The 26,431-nt window shown below is 60.4% G+C and carries 26 protein-coding genes and 1 pseudogene; 6 read left to right on the top strand and 21 right to left on the bottom strand.

The features are described 5' to 3' along the window. Positions 1 to 53 precede the first annotated feature (53 nt). From ATY76_RS30120 to ATY76_RS30105, 4 genes are all read right to left on the bottom strand, one after another. Positions 54 to 2,036 carry an amidohydrolase gene (locus ATY76_RS30120; protein ID WP_088678280.1) on the bottom strand — a complete coding sequence of 661 codons (1,983 nt, stop codon included), beginning with the start codon at positions 2,034 to 2,036 and terminating at the stop codon, positions 54 to 56. Further along, a complete protein-coding gene (locus ATY76_RS30115) occupies positions 2,036 to 2,323 on the bottom strand; it encodes a XapX domain-containing protein (RefSeq protein WP_088678279.1) in 288 nt (95 codons plus the stop codon). The genes ATY76_RS30120 and ATY76_RS30115 overlap by 1 nt, the downstream gene beginning before the upstream one ends. A 58-nt stretch (positions 2,324 to 2,381) precedes the next feature. Further along, positions 2,382 to 3,071 (bottom strand): hydrolase, encoded by a 690-nt coding sequence (locus ATY76_RS30110; protein WP_088678278.1) that lies wholly within the window; start codon positions 3,069 to 3,071, stop codon positions 2,382 to 2,384. 273 nt (positions 3,072 to 3,344) lie between these two features. Further along, the gene (locus tag ATY76_RS30105; RefSeq protein ID WP_088678277.1) at positions 3,345 to 4,280 is read right to left on the bottom strand and encodes a VOC family protein; all 936 of its coding nucleotides are present in this window, start codon (positions 4,278 to 4,280) and stop codon (positions 3,345 to 3,347) included. Between the two features lie 117 nt (positions 4,281 to 4,397). On the opposite strand from ATY76_RS30105, the gene ATY76_RS30100 reads away from it, so the two are divergent. Beyond that, positions 4,398 to 5,297 carry a LysR family transcriptional regulator gene (locus ATY76_RS30100; protein ID WP_088678276.1) on the top strand — a complete coding sequence of 300 codons (900 nt, stop codon included), beginning with the start codon at positions 4,398 to 4,400 and terminating at the stop codon, positions 5,295 to 5,297. On the opposite strand, the gene ATY76_RS30095 is transcribed toward ATY76_RS30100, so the two are convergent. The 13 genes from ATY76_RS30095 to ATY76_RS30035 form a co-directional block, all read right to left on the bottom strand. Beyond that, on the bottom strand, positions 5,284 to 6,063 hold the full coding sequence (locus ATY76_RS30095) for a gamma-glutamylcyclotransferase (protein ID WP_088678275.1): 780 nt from the start codon (positions 6,061 to 6,063) through the stop codon (positions 5,284 to 5,286). The two genes, ATY76_RS30100 and ATY76_RS30095, sit on opposite strands and share 14 nt — an antisense overlap. Before the next feature lie 62 nt (positions 6,064 to 6,125). Further along, positions 6,126 to 6,584 carry a Rid family hydrolase gene (locus ATY76_RS30090; protein WP_088678274.1) on the bottom strand — a complete coding sequence of 153 codons (459 nt, stop codon included), beginning with the start codon at positions 6,582 to 6,584 and terminating at the stop codon, positions 6,126 to 6,128. 99 nt (positions 6,585 to 6,683) lie between these two features. Beyond that, positions 6,684 to 7,520, bottom strand: coding sequence for an alpha/beta hydrolase (locus ATY76_RS30085; RefSeq protein ID WP_348627533.1), 837 nt, complete (start codon positions 7,518 to 7,520; stop codon positions 6,684 to 6,686). 490 nt (positions 7,521 to 8,010) lie between these two features. Further along, the gene (locus tag ATY76_RS30080) at positions 8,011 to 8,904 is read right to left on the bottom strand and encodes an amidohydrolase (protein WP_088678272.1); all 894 of its coding nucleotides are present in this window, start codon (positions 8,902 to 8,904) and stop codon (positions 8,011 to 8,013) included. Positions 8,905 to 8,967: 63 nt separating this feature from the next. Continuing rightward, a complete protein-coding gene (locus ATY76_RS30075) occupies positions 8,968 to 9,945 on the bottom strand; it encodes a substrate-binding domain-containing protein (RefSeq protein ID WP_088678271.1) in 978 nt (325 codons plus the stop codon). A gap of 40 nt (positions 9,946 to 9,985) precedes the next feature. Beyond that, the gene (locus tag ATY76_RS30070) at positions 9,986 to 10,996 is read right to left on the bottom strand and encodes an ABC transporter permease (protein ID WP_088678270.1); all 1,011 of its coding nucleotides are present in this window, start codon (positions 10,994 to 10,996) and stop codon (positions 9,986 to 9,988) included. Beyond that, a complete protein-coding gene (locus ATY76_RS30065) occupies positions 10,993 to 12,495 on the bottom strand; it encodes a sugar ABC transporter ATP-binding protein (protein ID WP_088678269.1) in 1,503 nt (500 codons plus the stop codon). The genes ATY76_RS30070 and ATY76_RS30065 overlap by 4 nt, the downstream gene beginning before the upstream one ends. A gap of 10 nt (positions 12,496 to 12,505) precedes the next feature. Then, the gene (locus ATY76_RS30060; protein ID WP_088678268.1) at positions 12,506 to 13,765 is read right to left on the bottom strand and encodes a TRAP transporter large permease subunit; all 1,260 of its coding nucleotides are present in this window, start codon (positions 13,763 to 13,765) and stop codon (positions 12,506 to 12,508) included. Then, positions 13,762 to 14,292, bottom strand: a complete 531-nt coding sequence (locus tag ATY76_RS30055; protein WP_088678267.1) for a TRAP transporter small permease subunit — start codon at positions 14,290 to 14,292, stop codon at positions 13,762 to 13,764. The genes ATY76_RS30060 and ATY76_RS30055 overlap by 4 nt, the downstream gene beginning before the upstream one ends. Before the next feature lie 27 nt (positions 14,293 to 14,319). Next, on the bottom strand, positions 14,320 to 15,327 hold the full coding sequence (locus tag ATY76_RS30050) for a TRAP transporter substrate-binding protein (protein ID WP_088678356.1): 1,008 nt from the start codon (positions 15,325 to 15,327) through the stop codon (positions 14,320 to 14,322). 59 nt (positions 15,328 to 15,386) lie between these two features. Then, complete coding sequence (locus tag ATY76_RS30045; RefSeq protein WP_088678266.1) at positions 15,387 to 16,424, bottom strand: transketolase family protein; 1,038 nt, start codon at positions 16,422 to 16,424, stop codon at positions 15,387 to 15,389. After that, entirely contained in the window at positions 16,421 to 17,260 is an 840-nt protein-coding gene (locus ATY76_RS30040) for a transketolase (protein ID WP_077989609.1), read from the bottom strand. Before ATY76_RS30040 ends, ATY76_RS30045 begins: the two co-directional genes overlap by 4 nt. Before the next feature lie 24 nt (positions 17,261 to 17,284). Next, entirely contained in the window at positions 17,285 to 18,046 is a 762-nt protein-coding gene (locus ATY76_RS30035; RefSeq protein ID WP_088678265.1) for a glucose 1-dehydrogenase, read from the bottom strand. Positions 18,047 to 18,185: 139 nt separating this feature from the next. Here ATY76_RS30035 and ATY76_RS30030 point away from each other — a divergent pair, with 139 nt between their 5' ends. Next, positions 18,186 to 19,055 carry a LysR substrate-binding domain-containing protein gene (locus tag ATY76_RS30030; RefSeq protein WP_088678264.1) on the top strand — a complete coding sequence of 290 codons (870 nt, stop codon included), beginning with the start codon at positions 18,186 to 18,188 and terminating at the stop codon, positions 19,053 to 19,055. Between the two features lie 145 nt (positions 19,056 to 19,200). On the opposite strand, the gene ATY76_RS30025 is transcribed toward ATY76_RS30030, so the two are convergent. Next, positions 19,201 to 20,175, bottom strand: a complete 975-nt coding sequence (locus ATY76_RS30025) for a LysR substrate-binding domain-containing protein (protein WP_245310184.1) — start codon at positions 20,173 to 20,175, stop codon at positions 19,201 to 19,203. A gap of 238 nt (positions 20,176 to 20,413) precedes the next feature. Here ATY76_RS30025 and ATY76_RS30020 point away from each other — a divergent pair, with 238 nt between their 5' ends. The 4 genes from ATY76_RS30020 to ATY76_RS30005 all read left to right on the top strand — a co-directional run bounded on the left by ATY76_RS30020 (position 20,414) and on the right by ATY76_RS30005 (position 22,870). Then, positions 20,414 to 21,103: an alpha/beta hydrolase gene (locus tag ATY76_RS30020; RefSeq protein WP_245310163.1), complete on the top strand. Its 690-nt coding sequence runs from the start codon at positions 20,414 to 20,416 to the stop codon at positions 21,101 to 21,103. A 135-nt stretch (positions 21,104 to 21,238) separates the two neighbouring features. Continuing rightward, positions 21,239 to 21,838 carry an NAD(P)H-dependent oxidoreductase gene (locus ATY76_RS30015; RefSeq protein WP_088678354.1) on the top strand — a complete coding sequence of 200 codons (600 nt, stop codon included), beginning with the start codon at positions 21,239 to 21,241 and terminating at the stop codon, positions 21,836 to 21,838. Between the two features lie 29 nt (positions 21,839 to 21,867). Continuing rightward, on the top strand, positions 21,868 to 22,176 hold the full coding sequence (locus ATY76_RS30010) for a YciI family protein (RefSeq protein ID WP_088678262.1): 309 nt from the start codon (positions 21,868 to 21,870) through the stop codon (positions 22,174 to 22,176). A gap of 310 nt (positions 22,177 to 22,486) precedes the next feature. Beyond that, entirely contained in the window at positions 22,487 to 22,870 is a 384-nt protein-coding gene (locus tag ATY76_RS30005; protein WP_088678261.1) for a VOC family protein, read from the top strand. A gap of 617 nt (positions 22,871 to 23,487) precedes the next feature. On the opposite strand, the gene istB is transcribed toward ATY76_RS30005, so the two are convergent. From istB to ATY76_RS29985, 3 genes and pseudogenes are all read right to left on the bottom strand, one after another. Continuing rightward, positions 23,488 to 24,222: an IS21-like element helper ATPase IstB gene (gene istB / locus ATY76_RS29995; protein WP_088678260.1), complete on the bottom strand. Its 735-nt coding sequence runs from the start codon at positions 24,220 to 24,222 to the stop codon at positions 23,488 to 23,490. A gap of 5 nt (positions 24,223 to 24,227) precedes the next feature. Continuing rightward, positions 24,228 to 25,689 (bottom strand): annotated as a pseudogene (gene istA / locus ATY76_RS29990) (IS21 family transposase); the annotation flags it as partial. A gap of 222 nt (positions 25,690 to 25,911) precedes the next feature. Further along, positions 25,912 to 26,238: a hypothetical protein gene (locus ATY76_RS29985; protein ID WP_088678259.1), complete on the bottom strand. Its 327-nt coding sequence runs from the start codon at positions 26,236 to 26,238 to the stop codon at positions 25,912 to 25,914. Positions 26,239 to 26,431 lie beyond the last annotated feature (193 nt).

Here is a 26,431-nt window from a genome sequence, read left to right as displayed (position 1 = left end):
AACGCGCAGCGGTTGCCACCGCTGCCCGTTTGTTCATTTATGATGAGATCGCCTCAGACTGCCCAGCAGGAGCATCCGAGAGCGCCGAAGAATCCTTTGAGGTCCGATATCGGAAGCTTCGAAGTCCACGCGCCGGCATGGTCGTGACCGTGCACGCCACAACCGCTGGCGCAGCCACATGTGGAGATCGCCGTGCGCCGCAAGGATCGCGCGCCCGCACCATCCGGCTCGCCCCACGCGGCATATCCGCCGAACTTGCGCACTGGCGACCAGTCGGGCATCGCAGGCGGGATATCGGTCTCGTCGAGGGCCTTGAACTCGCCCGCTCCATAAACAATCTTGCCGCCGACCATGGTTAGTTCCGAGGTCAGGAACGAGATCTCGTCTTCAGGGCAGGCGAAGAAGTCTTTGTCCGGCACGACGAGGTCGGCAAACTGTCCCTTCTCGATGCGACCCTTCTTGCCTTCCTCGTTGGAGAACCATGTGACCTTTTCCGTCCACATGCGAAGCGCGGTCTCGCGATCGAGGCAGTTGGCACGCGGATAGAGCTGCATGCCGCCGACCGTCTTGCCTGTCACCATCCATGACAGCGAGATCCACGGATTGTAGGAGGCGACGCGGGTGGCGTCGGTGCCCGCCGAAACGTTGACGCCCTTGTCGAGCATCTTCCTGATCGGTGGCGTCGCCTCTGCCACTCCATGGCCGTAGCGCTCGACGAAGTATTCGCCCTGATAGGCCATGCGGTGCTGCGTGGCGATGCCGCCACCAAGGGCTGCGATCCGGTCGATGGACCGGTCGGAGATCGTCTCGGCGTGGTCGAAGAACCAGTTAAGACCTTGGAGTGGAATCTCCTTGTTGACCTTCTCGAAGACGTCGAGCGAGCGCGAGATGGTCTCGTCATAGGTGGCGTGCATGCGCCATGGCCAGCGATTTTCGGCCAGAACGCGCACGACCTCCTCCAGTTCGCCTTCCATTTCCGGGGCCATCTCCGGACGCGGCTGGCGGAAATCCTCGAAGTCGGCGGCCGAGAAGACCAGCATCTCGCCGGCGCCGTTATGACGGAAGTAGTCGTTGCCTTGCTTGTATTTGACCGAGGACGTCCACTTGAGAAAGTCTTGCTTCTCTTCCTTCGGCTTCTGGGTGAATAAGTTATAAGCCAGACGAACCGTCATCTGGTTTTCGTCGGAGAGCTTCTGGATGACCTCGTAATCGTCCGGGTAGTTCTGGTAGCCGCCGCCCGCGTCGATTACCCCAGTCACCCCGAGACGGTTAAGCTCGCGCATGAAGTGACGGGTCGAGTTGACCTGATAGTCGAGGGGAAGCTTTGGCCCCTTTGCGAGCGTCGAGTACAAGATGCCCGCGTTCGGCCTGGCGAGCAGGAGGCCGGTTGGCTTGCCGTTGGCGTCACGTGTGATCTCGCCGCCGGGCGGGTTGGGCGTATCGCGCGTGTAGCCGACCGCCCGCAGCGCAGCCCCATTCAGGAGCGCGCGGTCGTAGAGGTGCAGGAGGAAGACGGGCGTGTCGGGTGCAACCGCATTGATCTCCTCGATGGTCGGCAGACGCTTCTCGGCGAACTGGTGTTCGGTGAAGCCGCCCACGACACGCACCCATTGCGGCGCCGGGGTGATCGCCACCTGGCGCTTCAGCATGTCCATCGCGTCGGCCAGCGAGCGGACGCCATCCCAGCGTAGTTCCATGTTGTAGTTCAGCCCGCCGCGCACGACGTGGGTGTGGTTGTCGATCAAGCCCGGCAGAACGCGCTTGCCCTTAAGGTCGACGATCTTCGTATTCGATCCAGCGAGAGCCATGATCTCGGCATCGGTGCCGATTTCCAGAAACAGGCCGTCCTTGATGGCGATCGCGGTGGCGTTCGGATTGGTGCGGTCGAGCGTGGTCACGCGCCCGTTGTGGAGGATCAGGTCGGGATACATGGTGTCTACTCCGGTCTGCGTGGGATCGGCGGCTTTCGCCGGGGAGAAGAGGTTTGAGAACGCCAGACTAGACGCCCCGCCCAGAAAGGATCGACGCGTTGCCATCAGCTCCGCCCCTCTATATCCGTCGCTGCCCGATGGGCAACCTCGCCTTGCTCGCCGCCCTTGGGGAGGTGACCGAACATATGCGGCTTGATCTGGTTGATCCACGAGACCGCCGCGGGTTCTTGCGCCAGGAGCGTCTTTGCGAAGGGGACGATCTGCTCGCCGACCAGAATGCCGAACAGGCCGACGAGCGCGATGACGGGCGGGGCAGGCGAGCGGACGTTCAGAAGGCTGTAGACAATCCCGACGAGCAGACCTGCGCCGAGCGACATGAGATAGATTTTCATGGGGCACCTTTCCGTTTTGAAGCCGCTCCGACGGGTTGCCGGAGCGGCGGGGAGAACATTACTTCGCCGGGTTCGGGCCAATGCGCTTGCCATGTTTGACGCGTTCTCCCGCGCCATGGACCATTGTGTAGGCATAGTCGATGCCCATGCCGTAGGCGCCCGAATGCTCCTTCACCAGCGTGGTGACCGCGTCGTAGGTCTCCTTGCGTGCCCAGTCGCGCTGCCATTCGAGCAGGACCTGCTGCCAGGTGACCGGGATCACGCCCGCCTGCACCATGCGGTCCATGGCGCGGTTGTGGGCCTCCAGCGAGGTGCCGCCGGAGGCGTCGGCCACCATGTAGATCTCGTAGTCTGAAACGTCGTTGAGAGCGGAGAGAGCAAACGTGGTGTTGCAGACTTCCGTCCAGAGGCCGGAGACGACGATCTTCTTACGGCCGGCGGCGGCATTCTTCGCCAGCGCGTCGCGGACGTTCTGGTCGTCCCAGGAATTCATCGATGTCCGTTCGAGGATGTCGTTCTCAGGGAAGACTGCGAGCAGTTCGGGATATGTGTTGCCGGAGAAGGACAACGTCTCGACCGTGGTGATGGTGGTCGGGATATCGAAGATCTTTGCTGCCTTGGCGAGGCCGACGACGTTGTTCTTCAGTGTCTGCCGGTCGATCGACTGGACGCCGAACGCCATCTGCGGCTGCTGGTCGATGAAGATAAGCTGGCTGTTTGCAGGGGTCAGGACTTCGAGCTTGGACATGGTTCTCTTCCTCTTGGTTGCGGCCCGCGAACGGTGCCAGAAATCGCTAGCGGCTGTCGGGAGCTTCCGGGCCTGCTCGGCCGTTTCGCTTGCCGTCTTGGCTGCTGAAATCGAACCTATCGCCACATGCGCAGACGAGGAATTGCAATAAATATGTCGAATGAATTGCGCAAAACGAAATAGTCCGGGATGCCGGGCGAGGCCCGCATGCAAGAAGGGCCGCAACCCTTTCGGATCGCGGCCCCTCTTCTGCGGCTAGGTCTGGAGGCGCGGCTAAGCAGGCAACGGGACAAGGTTGGACTCGATCTCAGCGCGGAATTCCTCATACCGGCTCGGCAGCTTGAGCGCTTCTCCGAGATGGGCGGTGTCCTCGTCGCGATCAAAGCCCGGCTCGTTGGTGGCGATCTCGAACAGCACACCGCCCGGCGTGCGGAAGTAGATGGCCCAGAAGTAGTCCCGGTCGATCACGGGCGTGACCTGGTAGCCAGTATCCATCAACGCCTTACGGACTTCGAGCTGCGTCTCGCGGTTTTCGACCGCGAAGGCAATATGGTGGACCGAGCCCGCGCCCTGCCGGGCGAAGGGCGTCGTCGGCAGGAGTTGCAGGTCGATCGTGTCGGCGCCGTTTCCGTTCGCAATGACAAAGCGCGTCACGTCGCCCTCCTTTTCGGCGCGCTGGTAACCCATGAAGCCGAGCAGCTCCTCGGTCGCGGCCGTATCGTGCAGACTGAAGCGGGCTCCTGCGAAACCGCGGATCGCCGCGTCGTCCGGGATGCCGCCGGCGAGCCAGGGAGACGAGCGGCGATCGTCGGCCGCCTCGATCAGCGCGAGGCTGTCGCCGTCCGGCCCCATGAACCGAAGCCGGCTGGCGCCGAAGACGGTGTCTGCGTCCAGTCCGTCGACGCCTTGCGACGAGAGGCGGTCCTGCCAGAACTTGAGCGAACCCTTGGGCACGGAAAACTGCGTCTCACCGACCTCGCCGACACCGGGACGTCCGAGCATCATATTCTGGAAGGGGAAGTAGGTCATCACCGTCCCCGCTGATCCCGTCTCGTCGCCGTAGTAGAGGTGATAGACGCTGGGATCGTCGAAGTTCACCGTCTGCTTGACGCGGCGCAGACCGAGCGTCTCGGTGAAGAAGCGGTTGTTTTGCCGCGCATCCGACGCCATCGACGTCACATGGTGCAGTCCCTTGATGTCCTTGATCATATCGATGCCTTTCAGTCAGCACTGGTGTTTGTTGTGTGAACTGAATGTAGGGCGGTTGCTCACCGGGCAGAATTGCAATACTTCTTTCGACAGAATTGCAAGAAGTGAAATAATAGCATGAACGACTATAAAGCTCTCCGCACCTTCCTCCTCGCCGCTGAGAAGCGGAACTTCGCGCAAGTCGCGCGCGAACTCGACATGACGCCTGCGGCCGTAACGCGAGCCATCGCCGCCCTCGAGGCGGAGCTCGGCGTCCAGCTCTTCGTGCGCACCACGAGGCAGGTGTCCCTGACCACAGACGGCGCGATCTTCGCGGCGCAGATCCAGCCCGCAGTGAAGACGCTCGAGGACGCGCGGCGCGAGATGATGAACGCACATAAGGCCGAGGAGGGGCGCCTCAGGATCAGCGCGCCGACCTGGTTTGGCAAGGTCGTGCTTCCGCCGATCCTGTCCGGCTTCAAGGAGAAGTATCCGAAGATGTGCTTCGAGATCTCGCTCTCTGATGGGCTGGTGAACATCGTTGACGACGACTACGATCTGGCGATCCGCATCTCCTCCCAGCCTTCGGACAAGTTCACGATCTGGAGAAAGATCCGTGTCGTGCCGCGCATTCTCGTGGCCGCGCCCGGCAGCCGCTTCGTCGACATGTCGCATCCGCACGAGCTGACGCCGGACGACTGCCTTGCCTATAGCGGGGAAAGCCGGCGGGAGAACTGGGTCCTGTCGGATGGCGGGTCGAGCATCGCGATCTCTGCCGGACGCGCGTTCAGTGCGAACAGTGGCGAGGTGCTGGCCGACATGGCCGCAGATGGAGCGGGCGTCGCCTTGTTGCCGGGGTTCAATATTGCCGAGCACATCCGCAGCGGTCGCCTTGTCCACGTCTTTCGTGGATGGGCGCCGCCGGATCTATGGCTGACGCTCTATTACCCGCCATACCAAGCGCTACCGCCGCGGATCGCCTCGTTCTCCAAGTTCTTCGAGGAGCAGGTGGCAGCGCACATGGTCATGCTTGATTGACAGGCAGCGGACGGTCAACGTCGGCGCTTGATCGACTGTTTACAGTCATTGCTTGCAGCCTTGCGGCGACAAGCTTTTGCAACTGCCACAGGTTCCGATCGTAAATGTTTCGATCCGCCAGGTCCGAGACCGTGCGATGCAGATATTCGGCACAGGATCCCGCAGGACCGCACGCCTGCGCGATCAGCAGGGCGGCTTCATTCAGAGGCACCTTCTCCGTGAGTGGAGATTGCTTCGGGCTTGCCCAAAAGGTCAGGGCACGGCGTGACCCTGATGGCGTCTTGACCGAAACCCATCTGACCATGTCACAAACTTCGACATAGCGGATTTCTCGGGCGAGAAGCGTGCGCAGGTCTTGTTTCTTCGTCGCGCAAGGAAGCTTCAGGACCAGACCGGAACATCTGCCGCCAGGCTGAAGAGCAAGCATTAGCCCTGGCGCATCGGATGTTGCCCTCAGTCGCTCTATCCTAAGTGAGAATGCACGGTGCCATCCGTAGGCGACAGCATCTTCACTAGCCGCATAGTCAAACCCTGGATTCCACATCAGGGAGCCGTAGGCGAATACCCAGATCTCCTCGTCGCCCGCTTCTTCTTCCATACGACTGGCGAGTTGATCAAGCTGTGTGGTCGAGATTGGCGTCCAGTTCGGTTCCGGCCCTTGCTCTTCGACAACCCTGAGGGATTTGGTCACGAGTTCGGCGGTCAGCTGCAACGAAGCCGGAAGGCGCGTCCTGATTTTTGAACGTCTTGGCATCTTCTGGTCCATTCAGAAGTTTGGGCGCCGGCGCCTTGCCGCGTCCGACGGCCCTTGGCATGGCTGTTGCCGCATCAGGCAGTGGTGCGGTCGATGACGGCGCGGAACGTGATCTCGACGATCTGCTCCGGAAAGGCCAACGCGTTGACGCCGATAAGATTACTGGCGACCGGCGGCATGTGTGTGCCGTACATTTCCTTGCGGACCCTGGATCCCGCTGCAAAGGCGCTTGGAACGTCGAGAACAAAGAGTGTCTCTTCTACGACATCGTCAAGCGTGGCCCCAAATTCGGCGAGAAGCTTCTTGGCGTTGACGTATGTCTGACGGATCTGTGCTTCCATCTGCGTGAAGTCGGCAGGCCGGCCTTTGCCGTCGAGTGTTGCGGGAGCAATAAGCTTACCTTCTTCATCATGGCTCAACTGGCCCGAGATATAGATGGTATCTTTCACCTGCAAGGCCTGCACGTATCCGAATGCGCCTTCCCAGGCGACGCCGTAGTTTGCAATCTTTTTGCTGGAGTTGGTGTTGGTCATGGTGATTTCCTGAATTCGAGACGCCCTATGAGCGCTGAGGACTGTTGCAATTGGCGAGGCGACGGGCGTTTGGGAGGCCACACCCGCCGCCAATGCCGATCAAGCCTGGACGAAGGCCAAAATGTCGGCGTTGAGGACTTCGGCATTGATGGTCAGCATGCCGTGCGAGAAGCCCGTATAGGTCTTCAGCGTCCCGTTCTTCAGGAGCTTGACCGACTTGTGAGCCGAGTCGGCGATCGGAACGATCTGGTCGTCTTCACCGTGCAGAACAAGCGTCGGAACGCTGATGGCCTTGAGGTCTTCGGTCTGATCCGTTTCGGAGAAAGCCATGATTCCATCGTAATGAGCCTTCGCGCCGCCCATCATGCCCTGCCGCCACCAGTTCTGGATAACGCCTTCATGCACTGTCGCACCATCGCGGTTGAAGCCGTAGAACGGGCCGGCAGGCACATCGCGGAAGAACTGCGCACGATTGGCGGCAAGGGCGGCACGGAAACCGTCGAAGGCTTCAATCGGCAGGCCTTCCGGATTGGCCTCGGTCTTGAGCATCAGCGGCGGAACCGCGGAAACGAGAACGGCCTTGGCAACACGTCCGGCCTTCTGGCCAAATTTCGCGACATAACGGGCAACTTCACCGCCGCCGGTGGAGTGGCCGATATGAACGGCATTCTTCAGATCAAGCGCCTCGACGACGGCAAAGGCGTCGGCGGCGTAGTGGTCCATATCGTGACCATCGGCAACCTGGGCGGAACGACCGTGACCACGGCGGTCATGGGCAACGACGCGATAACCCTTGGAGAGGAAGAACAACATCTGTGCATCCCAGTCGTCCGACGACAGCGGCCAGCCATGGTGGAATACGATCGGCTGGGCATCCTTCGGACCCCAGTCCTTATAAAAGATTTCTACTCCATCCTGGGTGGTCACATATGCCATGGTCTTGTTTCCTTCGGTTGGGTTGGTGGCGGAAGCGGCATTGGCTGCGAAGCGGAAAGCTGGTGAAATCGCGACAACCGCTGCGGCGGCGCCTGCGGAAAGCAGCGCACCTCTGCGTGTCATGGAAGAAGGGTTCGGGGTCATTTCGCCTCCTGCGATTTCGTGAATGAAACTTCAGGCGACGCTGTGTTCGTCTGACAGGGCGATATTGCAGCCAGATGCATCCACTCACAATTGCGAGAATAATTGCGACTTTATTTCAAATTATGAAATACTGGGCGTCGTAGACCTGACGGTCTTGCTCCGCATCAGGGGACTCGCAGCAGGAACCCGCCGCAGATAACTAAAGATGAGTTCGGCTCAGTGAGCGTTTTCGCCTTGAACGGACTCGAACTTGTGTTCCACGAAAGCACGCGCATTCATCGGCCAGAGCGGCTTGCCGTTTAGCCGGCGTCGGGTGCAGGTATTGGCCGATTACGCCGACAGGTCGCTATAACCGATAAAAACATGCGGCGTTGTCGTGAAACAGTGCGAGGCGCTCGTCTGGAGAATAGCTGGCGGTGATGGACTTGAACGCGTCCATGATCTTATCGTAGCTGCCGAATAATTTGTCGACCGGGAAGTTCGAAGCGAACATGCACCTCTCGACGCCGAACGCTGCAATCGCCTCCTCGACATAGGGTCTGATGCTTTCGACCGTCCAGGTCCAATCGCCCATTCCGAGACCTGAGATTTTGCAGGCGACATTGGGCGCCTGCGCAAGCACGCGCATCCCACTTCGCCACCCCTCGAAATGGCTTGGTCCGTCTACCTGCATGCCCGTGTGGTTCAAGATGATCTGCACGTCGGGAAAATCGCGGGCAAAATCGAGAAATTCTTCCATCTGCCAGTAGTAGAGCTGAAGGTCGAAGCTGAGACCCCGTCGGGCAAGCTGCTTGAAACCGCTGCGCCACTCCGGCGTCCGGCTAACGCCAGATTCAGTCAGGTAAGTCTTGGCAGGATCCTGGTGGTAGTTCATCGACTGCCGAATGCCGCGGAAGTTCGCGTACGACATGTGCTCGTCAAGGAGGTCGCCGACGTCGGGCTTGCGGAGGTCGGCATATCCGACGATGCCGTGGGGGAACCCGTGCTTGTCGGCAATGCCCTGCAGCCATCGCGTCTCGCCGGCCGGATCCTTCGGGTCGTATCCGACGTCGAGATGCACTGCCTTTACCAGGTTCTGGTTCTTTGCATCCGCGAGGAAGTCGTCAATAAGATACGTCTTGTTGATGGCGGTGTAGTCGCCGAAGGCAGACGGTTTCACGCCGTCCGATAACCAGGGATAGTAGTTGTTGTCGAGATCCCACAGATGAAAATGCGGATCGATGATCGGGAGGTCTTTCATGCCTGCTGCCCTTCAAGAGATCGCGAAAAGGACGCCGACCAGAACAGCCGGCGTCCGCACCATTTAGTTGGCCGGCGGGAACACACGTGCGATGACGGCTTTTGCTTCCGGCGAGTCGACCTTGTCGGCCGTCACCAGCGGCATGACGAGAGCGAGGTCTTTCTTGACCGGCGCACCGGAGATCGCGTTGAAGACCTGCTGCGTCCCGTCGATTCCTTGTCCGACCGCCTCCTGGAAGAAGATGCCCTGGATGGCGTTCGACTTCAGCAGCGAGATCGTCGTCGGGCTGCCGTCTGCAACCGCAATACCGATTTTGCCGGTAAGACCACGGGTCTGCAGCACTTTCGCGGCACCTGTGCCGGCCTCATCATACATGCCGTAAATGGCCTTGATGTCTGGATGGGCGGTGAGCATGTCATTGGCCTGGGTGACCGCCTCGTTGACGGTAAGGCCCCTGGTCTCCAGCATCTGCGCCAGATCGCAGCCGCTCGCCTTGAACGCCTCTTCTGCACCCTTCAGATATTTCTGGGCGTTCTCGCGGTCCTGCGGCAATGAGAGCATGCCGACCTGGTTGCCGCCGCGGTCCTTGGCAAGCTTGCAGACGAATTCGCCCTGCGCCTTGCCGGTCTCGTAATTGTTTGCCGTAACCGACGACGTGTAGTCGGTCTGGCCGGGCTGCGGGCCGATGCCGGCGAAGGCGATCGGGATGTTCTGCGATTTCAAATAGGCGAGGAGCGGCGGCGTGCTCGTCGAGCTGACGGGGCCGATGACGATGGCGTCGACGCCCTTGGTTACGGCGGTGCGGGCGTTATCCATCTGTTTGGCCGGCGAATTTTCCGAAGTGTACTCGACGTAGTCCATGCCGAGTTCCTTGGCCTTCTCCTTCACGCCGTAGCCGACCCATTGCCAGTAGGAGATGTCGAGCGATGGCGCGAGGTAAGCCACCGTCTTCTTCTCCCCCGCCTGGGCGGCCGCCGCCAGTGAAAGGACCGCCATTGCGACGCCGGCAAACAGGCCAACTGCGCGTATCGATTTTGTCATTGTCATTCCTCCTCCAAAAACCGGCTTTGCCGGGTTGATGTCAAACGGCCCCCCGCCGCGACTTGCTGAAGCGGTCGATGAGGACCGCGATAAGAATGGCGACGCCGGTGACCGACCCCTGCCAGAAGCTGTTGATGCCGATGAGATTGACGCCGTTCTGGATGACGGTGATCATCAGAGCTCCCAGCACAGCGCCGACTGCGGTGCCCGTGCCACCGAGCAGGCTCGCGCCGCCGATCACGACCGCCGCGATAGCCTGAAGCATCAGACTCGACCCCGCCGTGGATTCGGCGTTGAGAATGTAGGAGATCGTCAGGAGGCCGGAGAACGATGCCAGCAGCGACGACGCGACATAGGCCATGAATTTCGTCCGCTTGACCGGGATGCCAAGCAGATAGGCAGCCGTCGAACTGCTGCCGACGGCATAGAACCAGCGGCCAGCCACCATCTTCTTCAGGAAGAGCTCGATTGCGATCAGAAGGATCACGCAGAAGAGGATGTAATTCGGAACGCCGGGTATCAGGCTGCCGCTGTTGAGGACCCAGAAGTCAGGATCGCCGATCGGCATCGAGCGCCCGTTCGTGACGATGAAAGCGAGCGAGCCGGCAACGGCAAAGGTGATCAGGGTTACGACGAACGGCGCCAGACCGGCGATCGTGACGAGGAAGCCGTTGATCGATCCGAAAAGAAGTCCGACGCCGAGACCGATCAGACTTGCCGAGATGCCGCCAAATCCATTTGCCATCGCCTGCGCGGTCACCATGCCGGTCAAGGAGAAGACCGAGCCGACGGAGAGGTCGATACCGCCGGTGATGACGACAAGCAGAACGCCCAGCGACATGATGATAAGAGGCGCACCGGCCTGCGTGATATTGGCAAAATTGCCCCAGCTGAGCGCCTGCGGAACCTGCGAGCCGACCGCAAGGGCCAGCAGCACGATTGCGAGAGCGATCGCAATCTCTGTCCTGTAGACGCTAAAGAGGCTTTCCCTCTGTCTGATTTGTATTGCCGGCGCCTCAGTCGGCGCGATATGTACCCGTGTCCCACTCATGCGGCCATTCCAGTCAAGGTAACAAGATTCTCTTCACTAAAGTCGTCGCGGTCCATCACGCCGGCACACCGCCCCTCGGTGTCGAAGGCGATGATGCGGTCGCAGACTTCCAGCAGTTCGGCATTTTCAGTGGACCACCAGACGATCACTGTGCCTGAAGCGGCCATCTGTCTGATGAGCTGGTAGATCTCTCGCTTGGTTCCGATATCGACGCCTCTGGTCGGCTCCTCGAGGACGAGCAGCCGGGAGGGCACGCCTAGCCAGCGGGCAAGCAGAAGCTTCTGCTGCGTGCCACCGCTCAGCGTGCTCGGCAGATCCCAGACAGAAGCGGCCTTCACCTTCAAGGCCTTCAGCAGATCGAGGCATTCGCCCCCTTCAGTGCCGCCGGCGAGGAGCGCGCCTCTGGTCACACGGCGGGACGCCATTACGTTATCGATGATCGGAAGACTGTGGAGGACGCCCTTGTGTGCCCGATCGCCAGTCACATATCCCGCCCCCAGGCGGGCGGCTTTGCGCGGCGATCGGAGCTGATCTGGCCATCCCGCACGCGCAACGGTCCATCGCTTCTTCCGGGCAGCGCCTGTCAGCCCTTCGATCAGTGCTGCCGGTCCAGCCGGTGCGCCGGCCACGCCGAGCACGGTGCCCGGCTGCAGTTCCAGCCTGAAACCTGCCTCCTCGATGGCAATAGTGTCCGTCGCAGCGGAGGCGTCCGACCGGTAGTCGGGCCGCAGCGCCCGTTCCGGTGCATGAGAGGCTGCCACCTGCCCCATCTTTTCGATGATGCCGGCGTCCGTCAGCTCTTCCATCGGCTGGCGGTCGACCACTGTGCGGCCGTCGCGGATGATCGTGCAGACATTGGCGATCTGCCTGATCTCCTTCATTCGGTGCGAGACGAAGACAACCGACAGACCGGTATCCCGGGTCAGCCGCCTCAGGACTGCAAACAGTCTCTCCGTCTCAAGAGCGGTGAGATTGGCAGTCGGTTCGTCGAGGAGGATCAATTCCGCACCCGATGAAAGAGCCCTGGCAATTTCAACCATCTGACCTTCGTGGAGGCTGAGGCTCCCAACTAGCCTGTGCAAAGACCTGGCGGCAAAGTCTTGATCGATCATCCGCAGCGCGTCGTGGGCCTGTCCCGCTGCGGCCGTATGCCGAAACAAGCCCGCACCTCTCCTGTGATGCGGCAGGGCAATGTTTTCGGCGACGGTCAGATGCGGCAGGAGCGCGAGTTCCTGGTGCACGACCGCGACCTTCGCCCTGCCCTCGGCCTCGCTGCGTTCGCTGCCCTCGCTGTCGAAGAAGCGTATCTCTCCGTCGTTGCGCGAGGCCGCGCCCGTAATGATCTTGATCATCGTCGACTTGCCGGCGCCGTTACCGCCAAGCAGCGCGTGAACCTCCCCGCGAGCAACGGAGAAGTCGACGCCTTTGAGGACCGAGGTTGCACCGTAGGACTTTGTAAGTCCTCGGACGGTGATGACGTTCTTGGATGTTTCACTCATCGAACGCTCCTCAGTAGATCGTCAGCGCCGGCACGAAGCTGACCGCCAGGAGGAGGAGCATGGCCATGCCGAAATACGGCCAGAGCTCGCTGGTCGTCGTTCCCAGCGGCGCCTTTGCGATCGACGACGAGATGAACAGGGTTGTGCCGATCGGCGGCGTGTAGAGCCCGATCCCGAGGTTGATCACCATCATCAGGCCAAGCTGGACCCGGTCGAGACCGATGGAATCGGCCAGAGGAACGAAGATCGGTCCGAGCAGGAGGATCGCCGGCGGCATATCGAGCGGCATGCCGACCACCAGCATGATCAGGTTCATCATCAAAATGATCACGATCGGGCTGGAGATGTGCGTCGAGACCCATTCGGCCATGTGCTGCGGAGCCTGATCGAACGTCAGAACCCAGCCGACCGCCGCGCTGCCCATGATCACGAGCATGACGACACCCGTCGCGACGCCCGCCTCCACCATGTTCTCGCAGAAGCGTTTCCAGGTCAGGTCACGGTAGAAGAGGATGCTGAGCAGCAGCGAGTAGACGACCGACAGGACCGAGACCTCTGTCGGCGTCGCCAGACCGGAACGCAGAAAGACGATGATCAGGATCGGCAGCAGGATTGCCGGGAAACTTTGTAGTGCCAGCCGCGCCAGCTCGCGCTTGCGGACCTTCCCGGCCTCAATGGCATACCCTCGCCTTACTGACACGTACCAGCAAACGAACACGAAGCTCGCCGCCATGATCAGCCCCGGAACGATGCCGGAGATGAACAGATCACCGACGCTGACGCCACTGATCAGAGCGTAGAGGATCATTGGAATCGACGGCGGGATGAGGACGTCGATGACAGCGGAGGTCGCATTGTTGGCGGCGCAGAGTGCCGGCGGAAACCCGTGCTTCTTCTGCCAGGGGATGAGAACGGAACCGAGCGCACTCGCATTCGCCACCGCCGAGCCGGATACGCCGCCAAAGACGACCGAGGATACGACCGTCGTCGAAAGCGGTCCGCCCCGCCATCGCTGCATCGCGCGAGAGGCGAGCTCCAGGAGCTGACGACCCAGTTCGCCGCCAAGCATCAGCGTGCCCGCCAGCATGAAGAACGGGAGCGCCAGCATTGGGAAGGACTGGGTCTGGTCGTAGACCTGCTGGGCGACCACCGAGAGCGGAACGTAACCGTTGAACAGGACTCCAAGCCCCGCTGCGATGATCAGCGCATAGCCGACGGGAACGGCGAGGACCATGAGGATGCAAAAGGAAACGATCATGACAAGTGTCATAGCGCGATCTCCTCTGGCTTGATCTCGAGGCGGTGATCCCAGCCGAGGCGGAGGACGCGGACGGTCGCGGCGAGGGTGACGATGGACACGAGCACCGCACCGATCGACAGCGAGTAATAGCCGATGCTGTTCGGAAGCTGCAGGACGGGGCTGTGTTCCGCCCCAGCGATCTCGGCCACCACGGTCGCCTGATATGCCAGCACCAGAAATGCGGCAACGCTGATCGCATTCGCAACGATGAGGGCCGTCGTCCGGGCAGTGCCATCGAGCTTTTCGTAGAGCCATTCGACGGCCATATGCCCGCCGGCATGGGCTGCAACGATGATCCCGGCGATGATGAACCACGGAAACATCAGCATCGGCAATTCCTGGGCGAACGAAAATCCCCCGCTCGCCGAAAGGTATCGAGCGATGACATTGGCCGTGGTGACCACCGTCAGCGCGATGCCGCTGACGATGATGACCGACCTCGCTACGGTGACGATGATGCCGGCGACCAGATCGACGGCTGAATAAAACCTGCTCATGAGGTCTCCGGATCTTGGGTAGGAGCCTCAGCCCCTCGCAGCCGCTTCCACCTGGGTGACGAAATTGCCGAACGGCTTCTTCTTCCAATTGTCCGAGACGGACGCGGTGGCCATGACGAAAGCATCGTGATCGACCTCCACGACCTCGACGGCGGCGTTCTTCTTGAAGCTCTCGAGCACCTCAGCTGCCTTCTCGCTCGAGAGTTTCCGCTGCAGAGCACCCGCCTCCTTTGCCGCGGCCTTGACCGCCTCCAAATCGGGCCCCAGGCGGGCCTCAGCGATCTTCGACATCAAGAACGGCGTGGATTCCCATTTGTGGGCGGTTAGGCTGATGTATTTGTTGACCTCGTGAAGTTTCGAGCTTTCGATATTGGCGAGCGGATTCTCCTGCCCGTCGACAACGCCCTGCTGCAAAGCGATGTAAAGCTCGCCGAAGGCGATCTGTTCGGTACCCGCTCCTAAAGCCTGAAAGATGTCGATGGTCATCGGATCAGCCGGTGTCCTGATCTTCATGCCCGCTAGGTCAGCAGGCGAAGCCACCTTCCGCTTCGAGTTCGTCAGGTGCCGGATGCCGTTGTCCCACCAGTCGAGCGGCACGACTCCGACCGCTTCGAAGCGCCGGTTGAGCTCGGCGCCCACCGGACCGTTCAGGACGGCCACGGCCTTGTCGGTGTTTTCGAATAGGAACGGCAGGCCGAGCGCGCTGAGTTCCGGAACGATCGCCGAGGTTGCGCCCTGGCTGTTGGCAGTGAAGTCCAAAGCGCCAGTCCTGAGACTGGTGAGCATCGCGGAGTCGCTGCCAAGCGTCTCGGCGCCTGCGACGTTGATCTGGATGCGGCCTTCGGTCTTCTGCTTGACGAGTTCCGCGAACTTATCCGCGGCCACGGCTCTGGGATTGCCGGGAGCGGCGCCATGGCCAAGGGTCAGGGTCGTAGCGGCAGCGCTGGCGGATCGGCTTGAAAGCACGATTGCCGGGGCCGCGAGCGCAGCAGTGGCGGTCGCCAGGAAAAATCTTCTGTTCATCTGCAAGCTCATTTCGTCCTCCATCACAAGCTTGTTTAAACGGCCGGCGTCTCCTCAACCGGCCGACGTCGTCAGGTCGAGAGCCAGGTCTTGACCGCCTCCGTCACCTTCAGGGTCGATAGCCCGTATTGGTCATGGAGCGTCGGCAAGGCGCCCGCCTCCAGGAACTGGTCGGGTAGGCCGATCTGGCGGAAGGCCGGCGGTGCGACGCCGGCACGCAACAGCGTTCCGGCGACGGCCTCTCCAAGGCCGCCAATGACCGTGTGGTTCTCCGCCACGACCACCAGCCTTCCGCCCTTGCGGCACTCGGCGACGATCGTCGCCTCATCGAGCGGCTTTATGGTCGGGACGTGCAGGACGGCAGCGTCGACGCCGTCGTTTCGAAGCTGTGCGGCAGCCTCGAGCGCGCGCATCGTCATCAGACCCGACGAGATGATCAGAGTGTCCTTGCCATCCCGAAGGAGCTTGGCCTTGCCGAGCTCGAACTTGTAGCCGTATTCCTCCAGAACCTGCGGAACGTTGCCGCGCAGCAGGCGCATGTAGACCGGCCCCCTATGGGCGGCGATCGCCGGAACCGCCTGCTCGATCTCACTGGCGTCGCACGGATCGACGATCGTCAGGTTCGGCATGCCGCGGAACATTGCGAGATCTTCCGTCGCCTGGTGGCTCGGCCCATATCCCGTCGTCAAGCCCGGAAGGGCGCAGACGATCTTCACATCAAGCATCTCCTCGGCAATCGCCAGGCAAATGAAGTCGTAGGCCCGCCGGGACGCGAAGACGGCATAAGTCGTCACCCAAGGCTGAAAGCCTTCGCGCGCCATGCCCGCCGCCGACATCATCAGCAGCTGTTCCGCCATGCCCATTTGGTAGAAGCGGTCGGGATGGGCAGCGCGGAACACATGAAGGTCGGTGTATTTCGCAAGGTCGGCGGACATGCCGACAACACGCTCGTCCTTCCGCGCCAGGGCGGCAAGCGCGTTGCCGAAGGGTGCCGGTCTCGTCGGCTGATCGGGACCGGCAATCGATGCGATCATCGCCGAAGTCGTGAGCCGGGGCTTGTCGATGCCGCTTTCAAGATGCGCAGGCCGGATGTACTTCGAACGCCTCATGCTTCCGCTCCCGCATCGATGATTCTGAGGGCCTCGGCCCATTCGTGGGGTTCCACGCGCAGGAAGTGGTTTCGATCGCGTGCCTCGAGGAAGGGCACTCCCTTGGCCATTTTCGTGTCGCAGATGATGATGCGAGGCTTCGCCTCGGCGTGATGACGAGCTGCGTCGAACGCCTTTACGAGCGCATCGAGATCGTTGCCGTCCACCCGCTGGACGAACCAGCCGAAGGCCTCGAATTTGGGGCCGAGCGGTTCGAAATTGAGGACGCCGATCGAGGGCCCGTCGGCCTGCATCTGATTGACGTCGACGATGCCGATCAGATTGTCGAGTTTGTAGGAGCCGGCCGACATCGCGGCCTCCCAGGTGGAACCCTCGTCAAGTTCGCCGTCGGAAAACAGATTATAAACAAAGGAAGAGGACTTCTTCCGCTTCAGCGCCAAGGCCATGCCGACCGCGATGCCGAGTCCGTGTCCGAGCGATCCGCCGGTGATTTCCATGCCAGGCGTGTAGGCGGCCATGCCGGACATCGGCAGCCGGCTGTCGTCCGTGCCGTAGGTCTCCAACTCGTCCTCGGGAATGATCTTGGCTTCGATCAGAGCAGCGTAAAGCGCGATCGCATAGTGGCCGATCGACAACAGGAACCTGTCGCGGCCTTCCCATTCCGGATCTTCCGGCCGGTAGTTCGTGGCGTGGAAGTAGGATACGGCAAGGACGTCGGCGACGCCGAGCGCTTGGGCGATGTAACCCTGTCCCTGCACTTCGCCCATGCGCAGCGCATGACGGCGGATGCGCCGGGCGCGCTCTGTCAGGCTGATATTGTGGCCAATCTGGCTCATGTCGGTCTCTCTCCGGATTGAACCTCAGTGGATCAGCATGCCGCCGTTGACGTCGATGACCGCGCCGGTGACGTAGGCCGACAGATCGGAGGCAAGGAACAGATAGATATTCGCGACGTCGGCGGCCTCTCCGAGCCTGCTCAGAGGGATGCCCTTGATGATGTCGGCGCGCATCTGGTCGGTAAGTTTGCCGCCGGTGATGTCTGTCTGGATGAGGCCAGGCGTGACGGAGTTGACGCGAATGCCGGCTGGACCGAATTCGCGGGCCATCGCTTTGGCGAGGCCGAGCACGCCTGCCTTGGCTGCGGAGTAATGAGGCCCGCCGAAGATGCCGCCGCCACGCTGTGCCGATACCGAGGACATGCAGGCAATCGATCCGCCGCCATCGTCGCGCATGTAGGGGATGAAGGCCTGACTCAGGAAGAGCACACCGGTCATGTTGACCGCCACGATCCGCTGCCAGTCAGCTTCGGTGATATCGAGCGTGCCGACCGGCTGGGTGATGCCGGCATTGTTGACGAGCGCGTTTACCGAACCGAAGGAGGCGATCACCTTGGATGCGGCCTCGACGCAGGATGACTTGTCGGCGACGTCGCAGCGAAGGCCGACGTGGTTACCGGACTTGACGCTGGGCAGCGCCGCGGCCGCCTCCGCAGCAGCGTCAGCGTCGATATCGAGGATGGCGACGCGAGCGCCATGCTCGGCGAAAAGCTGCGCCGTCGCACGGCCGATGCCGCGCCTGCTCGCCGCGCCCGAAATGACCGCGGTCTTCCCGTTGAGTAGCATGTAATCTCCTCCCGATGCGTCCCAGCATCTGGCAAATCTTCGGCAAGTCAGTTGGCTTGCGGGGTCGAAACTGATCGAGTTGACGCCATTCGACAAACGCGAAGTTTACAACGGTGGGTGAATCTGGTTCACTAATCCGATGTTGCAGATGGCCTCACTCTCCGCGGTCCGCATCTTTGAAGCCGCAGCCAGGCTGGCGTCTTTTCGCGCTGCAGCCGAGGAGCTGCACCTGTCACCAAGCGCCGTAAGTCATGCCATTGCAAAGCTCGAGCGCGACCTTGGCATCTCGCTCTTCGAGCGAAGCACGCGAAAGGTCACCTTGACTCTGGCCGGCCAGACGCTCCTCTCCCACGCTTCGAATGCCTTCGAGGAGCTCCGCCGGGGTGTTGAGATGATTTCATCCAACAAAACCCACCTGCTGCGGGTTCACTGCGCGCCGAGCTACGCCGCGCAGGTGCTCTCGGCACGTCTTCCCGACTTCCTGCGCAAGAACGAGGGGGTAGAGGTCCGGGTGGCGGCAAGCACAAACTATGCGCGTTTCGTGGACGGCCTCTTCGATGTCGACATCGTTTACGGCGAACCATCGAACAGAGAAGATCTGATCGTCGTGCCGCTTGGAGAAGAGATCATTTCTCCTCTGTGTTCTCCAAAGATGGCTGAACGACTGGAAACTCCGCGCGATCTCGCGCGTCTTCCCCTCATCCGTAGCGACCTGAAAAGAATTCAATGGATCGACTGGTTTGAACTCAATAATCTCGGTCCTCCGCCCCTGCCCGCCATGAGCTTCGATAGAAGCTTTCTGGCAGTCGATGCCGCGGCGAACGGGCTGGGTGTGGCGTTAGAGTCGAACACTCTGGCGCGGCGCGAATTGGACAGCGGGCGTCTGGTTCGGCCGTTCAGGGACAGCCGCGACAACCGCTACATCGGCCACTACCTCGCCTATCCAAAAGCCGGCAGCCAGCGGCGGCTATCTAAGACCTTCGCCGATTGGCTGACGCAAGTTATTTGACAATATGCTTGTCCTCCCGGCAAAGGGCGGTATTGGTACCACTCATCAACAACGCGTAGAAGATGACAGTGGAGTTGTTTGTCGCGTCATCCTGGAGGACCGATCAGTGCGCGCCGAAGCTACGGGCCTCGTGTACACCAATCGGTCAGGATGCCAGATCAGGATCAAGCCTGCCCAAGCGATAGCCATTGTTATATACCACCGTACCCGTCGCAAGCATGTCCGGAAGTTCTGCTGCCAGGAAGTCGAGGAAGGCCCTGACCGCCGGTACGAGGCCTCTGCGCGAGGGAAATACGGCATGAAGACGATGCGCTTGCAATCGGTAGTCCGGTAAGACCTTCATCAGGCGCCCTTCGCGGATTGCGTCTCCGCAGATATTGACCGGCAGACGCGCGACGCCAATTCCGGCCAGCGCGGCGTGACCGAGCACATAGACATCGTCGGTGATGAGCGTCGGCAGATATTCAATATCGATCGAACCGCCATCCGGCTTCAGCAGGCTCCAGAAGTTCTTTTCCCCTCTCACCCCGGCCGGGCCGACGCCGGGCTTACGCTGCAACGAATCCACGCTGTCGAAGGGACCGTGGGTGGCTATGAATTCCGGGCTTGCCACAAGCATCTGCTCGCTAGTTCCCAAATTGCGAACGACAAGATTGGAATCGTCAAGACTCGATCTGATCCTGAGGGCGACGTCATAGCCCTCTGCGATCACATCCACGCGCCGATTCGTCAGATCGAGTTCAAGCTGGACTGCGGCATGTGCCTTCAGGAATTTGCCCAACACCGGTGCGAGGTAGATGTGCGCGACACCAATCGGACAACTGACCTTCAGCCGACCTGAGGGATGTTCTCCTGCTGAGGCTGCGACTTCGAGTGCCGCCTGGGCGCTTTCCGCCATGGACTCGCAGTGCGGCAGGAGTGCTTGCCCGACTTCCGTCACGTGGAGAGCCCGCGTCGAGCGCTGCAGAAGACGCACGCCCAGTCGTCGCTCCAGGCCGGCGATACGGCGACTTACCTTGGATTTGGGCAGTCCGTGTGCCAATGCTGCAGCGGAGAAGCTTCCATGGTGCACGACAGCGGCAAACAGCATCAGGTCATTCAAGTCTTCCAACGCTGTCACCCCCGTATTATCGCATTGTTGCTTCAATAGAACAATCAGTCCCGATTCATAGTCCTACTGCGACATTTGGCAACCCGCTATCTTGCAATCGAACTCATCGGCAAGACGCCGACCGCAAATCCGCCGGAGGCACGACATGTCCGTCCTGAATAGAAGAAGCTTGATCGCGATGTCAGCGACCGGCGCTCTTGCGGGAATCATGCGGCAGCGGGCATCCGCGTGCACAGGAACAAACGAAATGGCTGAACAGAAAACAAAAAACGTGGTGCTGGTGCATGGCGCATTTACAGACGGCGATTGCTGGAGCGAAGTCATCCTCCGGCTTGGCTCAAAGGGATACACCGTCACGTCCGCACAAATCCCCCTGACATCGCTCGCCGATGACATCGCCTACATCAAAAATGTCCTGAGCCGCCAGTCCGGCCCTGTCGTACTGGTGGGGCATAGCTGGGGCGGCATGGTGATCACCGAGGCCGGGCTTTCGCCGAGCGTCACGTCTCTCGTCTATGTGTCGGCGCTGGTGCCTGATGAGAATGAGTCGGCCATTGACCTTCAAAATCATGGTTCGCCTTCTTCCGGCATGGAAGGAGCGCGTCCCGACGACCGCAATTCACTCTGGTTCGACCCGGCTTACTATGGGCCCGCGCTTGCAGGCGATCTACCGCCCGAGAGGATCCAGCTTCTTGCCGCCACACAGAAGCCTATCGCCGCAACCTCGTTCGGTGAAAAAGTAGTCGGCACCGCTTGGAAGAAAAAGCCGTCTTGGTATCTCCTGTCCACGAACGACCGAGTGCTTGCGCCCGAACTCCAAAGCTGGATGGCTCACCGCAGCAAGGCTGCCATAACGGAGGTCTTCTCGAGCCACATGTCCCTGATATCCCATGCAGATGTCGTCACTGGACTGATCGAAGACGCCGCACAAGCCTGAGCTGCGGGCGCATCGACAAGGCGACCCGCCTCCTTATCCCCGAGTGACCGCGGCCATGCTCGCCATGCCGGCGATCATCCGCGTCCGTTGTCCATCGACTGAACGCGCCGTGAGAGGCGCATGAAAGGAATTCTCATGAAGATACTGCAAATCAATTCCAGCGCGCGAATTGACGGCTCCGCCTCCTCCGCTCTTGCCGACGCCATCGTCCGCCATCTGAGAAGGATTGATCCGGACGCTGTCGTCCAGATTAAGAACCTGGCCCGCGATCCGATCCAGCCGCTCGATGAACTGGCGGTCGCGGCACGGATGCTCCCTCCCGACGCGCGAACGCCAGATCAGACCGCCCGAGCGCTCGAAGACGAACGTCACGTCGTTGAACTCCTGGCGGCGGACATTATCGTCATCGGTGCGCCGATGTACAACTTCAACATTCCATCCCAGTTGAAGAACTGGATCGATGCCGTCGCCAAGCCGGGTGCGACATTCCGTTATACGGAGACTGGACCGATCGGCCTGGTGAAGGGCAAGAGGGCGATCATCGCCCTGACGCGGGGCGGCTTCTACAGGGAAACGCCCGCCGACACGCCGGCGCAGTATCTAAGGTACATGCTGGGCTTTCTCGGCATCGCGGACGTCCAGTTCATCTATGCTGAAGGGATGGCGCGCGGCCCGGAAATGACGGCCAAAGCATTCCGCGACGCCGACGAGCAGATCCTGAACCTCGTGGCATAATTCTTCCACTCCTTTAAGGAAATCCACCGATGCTTTATGTCGTTACTCTCACCTACATCCGCCCCATGGATGATATAAAAGCCCATCTCGACACCCATCGCGAATGGCTCGCCGAACATCTAAAGGCGGGAACAATCATCGCCGCTGGCCCTATGGAACCGGCCGTTGGCGGAATCGTCCTTGCCCATTGCGCCAGCCGGGAAGAACTCGACGCGATGCTGAAAACCGACTCCTTCCATAGGCAGAACCTGGTCGAATATGACATACGCTGCTTCAAACCCGCCCTCGGCGCGGAAGCCTTTGCGGAAGCTTTGACTCTGAAACCAAACCTGATCTGAGCGACCACGATGCTACTCTGATAACGCTGCTGACACCGGAGACTTTATCAAACGCAGTGCAGACAGAATACCTTCTGCATCCGCTTCGTCAGCTCTCCACATCGAGAGGTGACCGAGGCGGTCCGCAATGACGCCTCGCAACAGGCAAACACATTTTGCTATTTTACATTTGGCTCGGTGGTAGGCGAAAGAGAGGCCGGCACGCGGAAGGATCGGTTGGGGAACCCGCGCTCCTGAAGCTTGTGCAACGCTGCGCCTACGCCATGTTGCTGCGGAAACCCTTGTCGTTTTGAATCGGAAAGGAAATAACTTGCATATTGCGCACGTTGCTATTTGGACTCCCGACCTCGACCGACAGGTTGCATTCTGGCAGACGTATTTCGATGCCGAGATTGGGGAGCCCTATCATAGCAAGCGCCGAGAAGGTTTCGTTTCGCGCTTCATCAAGCTTGCCGACACAGGTGCCGAAATCGAGCTCATGACCGGACCGTGGATTGATCCCAGTGAAGATCGGGAAGCAAGCGGATGGGATCATATTGCCATTTCTCTCGGGAGTCAGAAGGCGGTCGACGAAATGGCGGCCAGATGCAAGATCGACGGGATCCTAGTTTCGGGTCCACGAATGACGGGCGACGGCTATTACGAGGCCGTCATCGCGACGCCTGACGGCTCGCGCGTCGAGATAACCTCCTAATCGCAAAGTCCGGACAACGAGTGCCGGACTTCATCATCAATCCGTGAGACATGGCGGTGGATATGCCGTCCCTGATCAGTTGCAACGACGGAGCCGTGAAAGGGCATCGCCGCTGGCAATATTGTCGTATTCCGTGCATGCGTCAGGCTTGTTCGAAGCGGCAACAGCCAGACCGCGGCTGGGTTCTGCGGCAGCGCAACGGAGATCGCGAGCTCCCTGCAACCCTTTCATCGTCTCCTTTCTCGTACAAACAGACGCAACTTCCGTATCGATTCGACCGGCTTCAACGTCAAACACCTCGTCCCATGGGCGTTCGCACTGTGACGATAAGTGACGCAATGTGACGCGCCTGCCTTAAAGGCGAGTTGACATGCCAGGTCTGCTTCTGGATTATTTCACTGTACGAGAGTTACTTTCACTCAGTGAAACAGGAAAGAGACCCATGACAAAACAAACGCTGTCCAAGGAAGAGATAAGTGTCAATCGGCGTCCAAAATTCACCCCTTATCGGCATCCAATTTTGACCCCCCTGGTGGTGTAGATCAGCGCTTGGCCTGCCCGGCGCTGGCCGGGGTTGCAGAGGGTAGGCCAAGTGCGGGTGATGATCGTCTTCGGCTTTAGCTTTGAGAGCGGTTCTTGAAGCGCCAGGACTCGTTTCCGGTTTCGACAATCTCGCAATGATGGGTCAGACGGTCCAGAAGTGCTGTCGTCATTTTGGCGTCCCCGAACACTGATGGCCATTCGCCGAACGCCAGGTTCGTGGTGACGATGATCGACGTGCGCTCGTAGAGCCTGCTGATCAGATGGAACAGGAGTTGGCCGCCGGCCTGGGCAAATGGCAGATAGCCGAGTTCATCCAGTATGATGAAGTCGAGACGGTTGAGGTAGTCGGCCGTCCGCCCCTGCTTGCCGCTGCGCGTTTCCGTTTCCAACCGATTGACCAGATCGACGACGTTGAAGAAGCGCCCGCGTGTTCCGTTGCGGATCAGTGCACGGGCAATCGCGATGGCGAGATGGCTCTTTCCGGTTCCCGTGCCGCCGACGAGGACGACGTTACGCTGATCGGCGACGAAGGTGCCGGTAGCCAGCTCCCGCACCAGGGATTCATTGACCGGCGTATCGGTGAAGTCGAAATCGTCGATGTCCTTGGCGAGGGGCAGCTTGGCGATGCTGAGTTGGTAGCGAATGGAGCGGGCCTGCTTCTCGGCGATCTCCGACTGCAAGAGATCACCGACGATGCGCGGCGGTTCGTGCTGCCGTTTGATGCCGTTGCCCATGACCTCGTCGTAAGCGCTGCGCATTCCATAGAGCTTCAGCGTGCTCATCAGTTCGAGAACCTGTGTGCGTTCCATCAGCTTGCCCTCCTGAGGCTGTCATAGCGTGCGCAGTCGGCGACCGGTTCATGGGTCAGCCGCAGCGCATCCGGGGTTTGTAGGGTTGCGGCCGGAGCCGGATCACGGCTGCGGGCCAGAATGTTGATAATCACCGAGGCCGAGCAGACGCCGTGATCCAAAGCCTCCTGGCAGGCAGCATCGACAGCCGCCAGACCGTCGGTGGGAACACAGCCGAGGATGGTGACCATTTGCCGATCACCATCATGGACGCTCTTCAGCCGACGGCGCACCTTCTCCATTGCCGCTGGCAGAACCCACTCGCGGAACGGCGCACCATTGCGCAAAGCGCCAGGTTTGCGAGCCAGAACAGGGACATAATGCCAGGGATCATAGACCGTCTCGCCACGGCCAAAGCAACGAGAATGCTCACCGACATTCACGCCATCCTGCCGGATCACGATCTTCTCGGCATAGGCATGAACCTCAACAGGGCGGCCGACAGCCGTTGAGAGGACAGAGTATTTGTTGTTGTCGAAGCGGACCGTGCAGGTCTTCGACACCGAGGCCGGGACACAGTGGAAACCATCGAACGGGCCGACGTAATGCACAAGGCTGCCGCGCTCATCCTCGAACATCTGCCAGATCATCCGCTCGGTTTGCTCGGGATGGCGGTGTGCCTTGGCGTAGGCGATGCACTTATCGAGCAGCCAGACGTTCAGCTCTTCCAGGCTTTTGACGCGAAGACGTGGTGTGAAGAAGCGTTCGCGCACGAGGCCAACCTGGTTCTCGACCTGTCCCTTCTCCCATCCGGATGCGGGCGTGCAGGCAACGGGATGGACCAGATAGTGGCTGCACATCTGCAGGAAGCGGCGATTGTATTGTCGCTCCTTGCCGACGAACACCGCCTCGACCGCAGTCTTCATGTTATCGTAGATGCCGCGCGTGCAGGTGCCACGGAAGAAGGCGAAGGCCTTGTCATGGGCATCGAACACCATCTCCTGGCTCTCGCGCATATAGGCTCGGGCGAACATCATCCGGCTGTGGCAGAGCCGGACGTGCGCGACCTTCACGGTCGTCGTCACCCCGTTGACCAGAATGATCTCGTGGCTCCAGTCGAACTGGTAGGCTTCGCCTGGCGCGTAATAGAGGGGCACATAGGCTTCCGCTGTCACGGCTCCCCGGTTCTTCGCCCAGGTCTTGGCATATCGCCGGATCGCGTCATAACTGCCATCGTAGCCGAGTGCCCGAACCTCCTCACGGCTTGCCCTCATTGGCAACCAGAAACCGCTCGATCTCGGCCTTCCAGGCTCCGATCCTTGGCAGCGGCTGTCGCTCGCGTTCATAGGCAAAATCGGTCTCGTCGGAACGCAGAATCTTGCGAACCGTATTGCGCGACACGTGGAGTTCCCGGACAATCTTCTTCACCGACCAGCCCTGCACATGGAAGGCCCGTCGAACACGCGCAATCGTATCCACTCGCTTCAACTCCCGCTCCATCCGCCGCTAAAAGCCGGATGGTCAGATGAAATCTGAGGGGGGTCAAAATTGGACGCCGATTACCCCGCCAAGGGGGTCAAATTTGCATGCCTAAACACACTTTGATGATCTGAAGATACCAGAGGCTGCCCCGACCGCCAGCGCTCAGATCGCAGTGCAGCCATGCGCATGCTGCAATGCAACATGAATCCTCTGCTTATTCTGTGGTCGTTATGGTCGAGACGCAGCTTTCTCCGCACTCGGCTCGAACCCGAGAACGAATTCGATCACCTTGGCAGAGCACATTTCGCACGGTTTCAGTATCGACTGCGATCCAGCTAACCGATAGAGGTTGAAGCTGACGATATCTGTTCCACTAAGCTCCTCGCCATAGAGCCAGGTCCGTTTGCCATCCTGCGACCGCTTGACGGTCACCCCCCATGATTGACCATCAAAATATCCCTCAAGATAGCCATGCGGCAATTTCGCAAGCGCGTCCTCGAACGTCACCGGAACAGGTGGAGGTATCTTGCCGTCCGCCGTCATGGTGCCAGGCATTCGTCGCAGATCCCGCAGCCATCGTCATCCATGCTCGATGCCGGACGTAGCTTTCGACAACACGGACATGTCGCTGCGTCCGACGCGCACGTCTCTTCGCGGTCCGGCGGAAGAATTTCGATGCAGACTTTCGCCAGCCTATCGGCCGCGCTTCGATCCATGGCGATGCTCCAGTTCTGGTTTATACAGAGAT

Source organism: Rhizobium sp. R339 (assembly GCF_002211395.1).
GTDB lineage: Bacteria > Pseudomonadota > Alphaproteobacteria > Rhizobiales > Rhizobiaceae > Rhizobium.
Note: the sequence above shows the minus strand (reverse complement) of the source record. Positions and strands in the feature narration are given on the sequence as shown.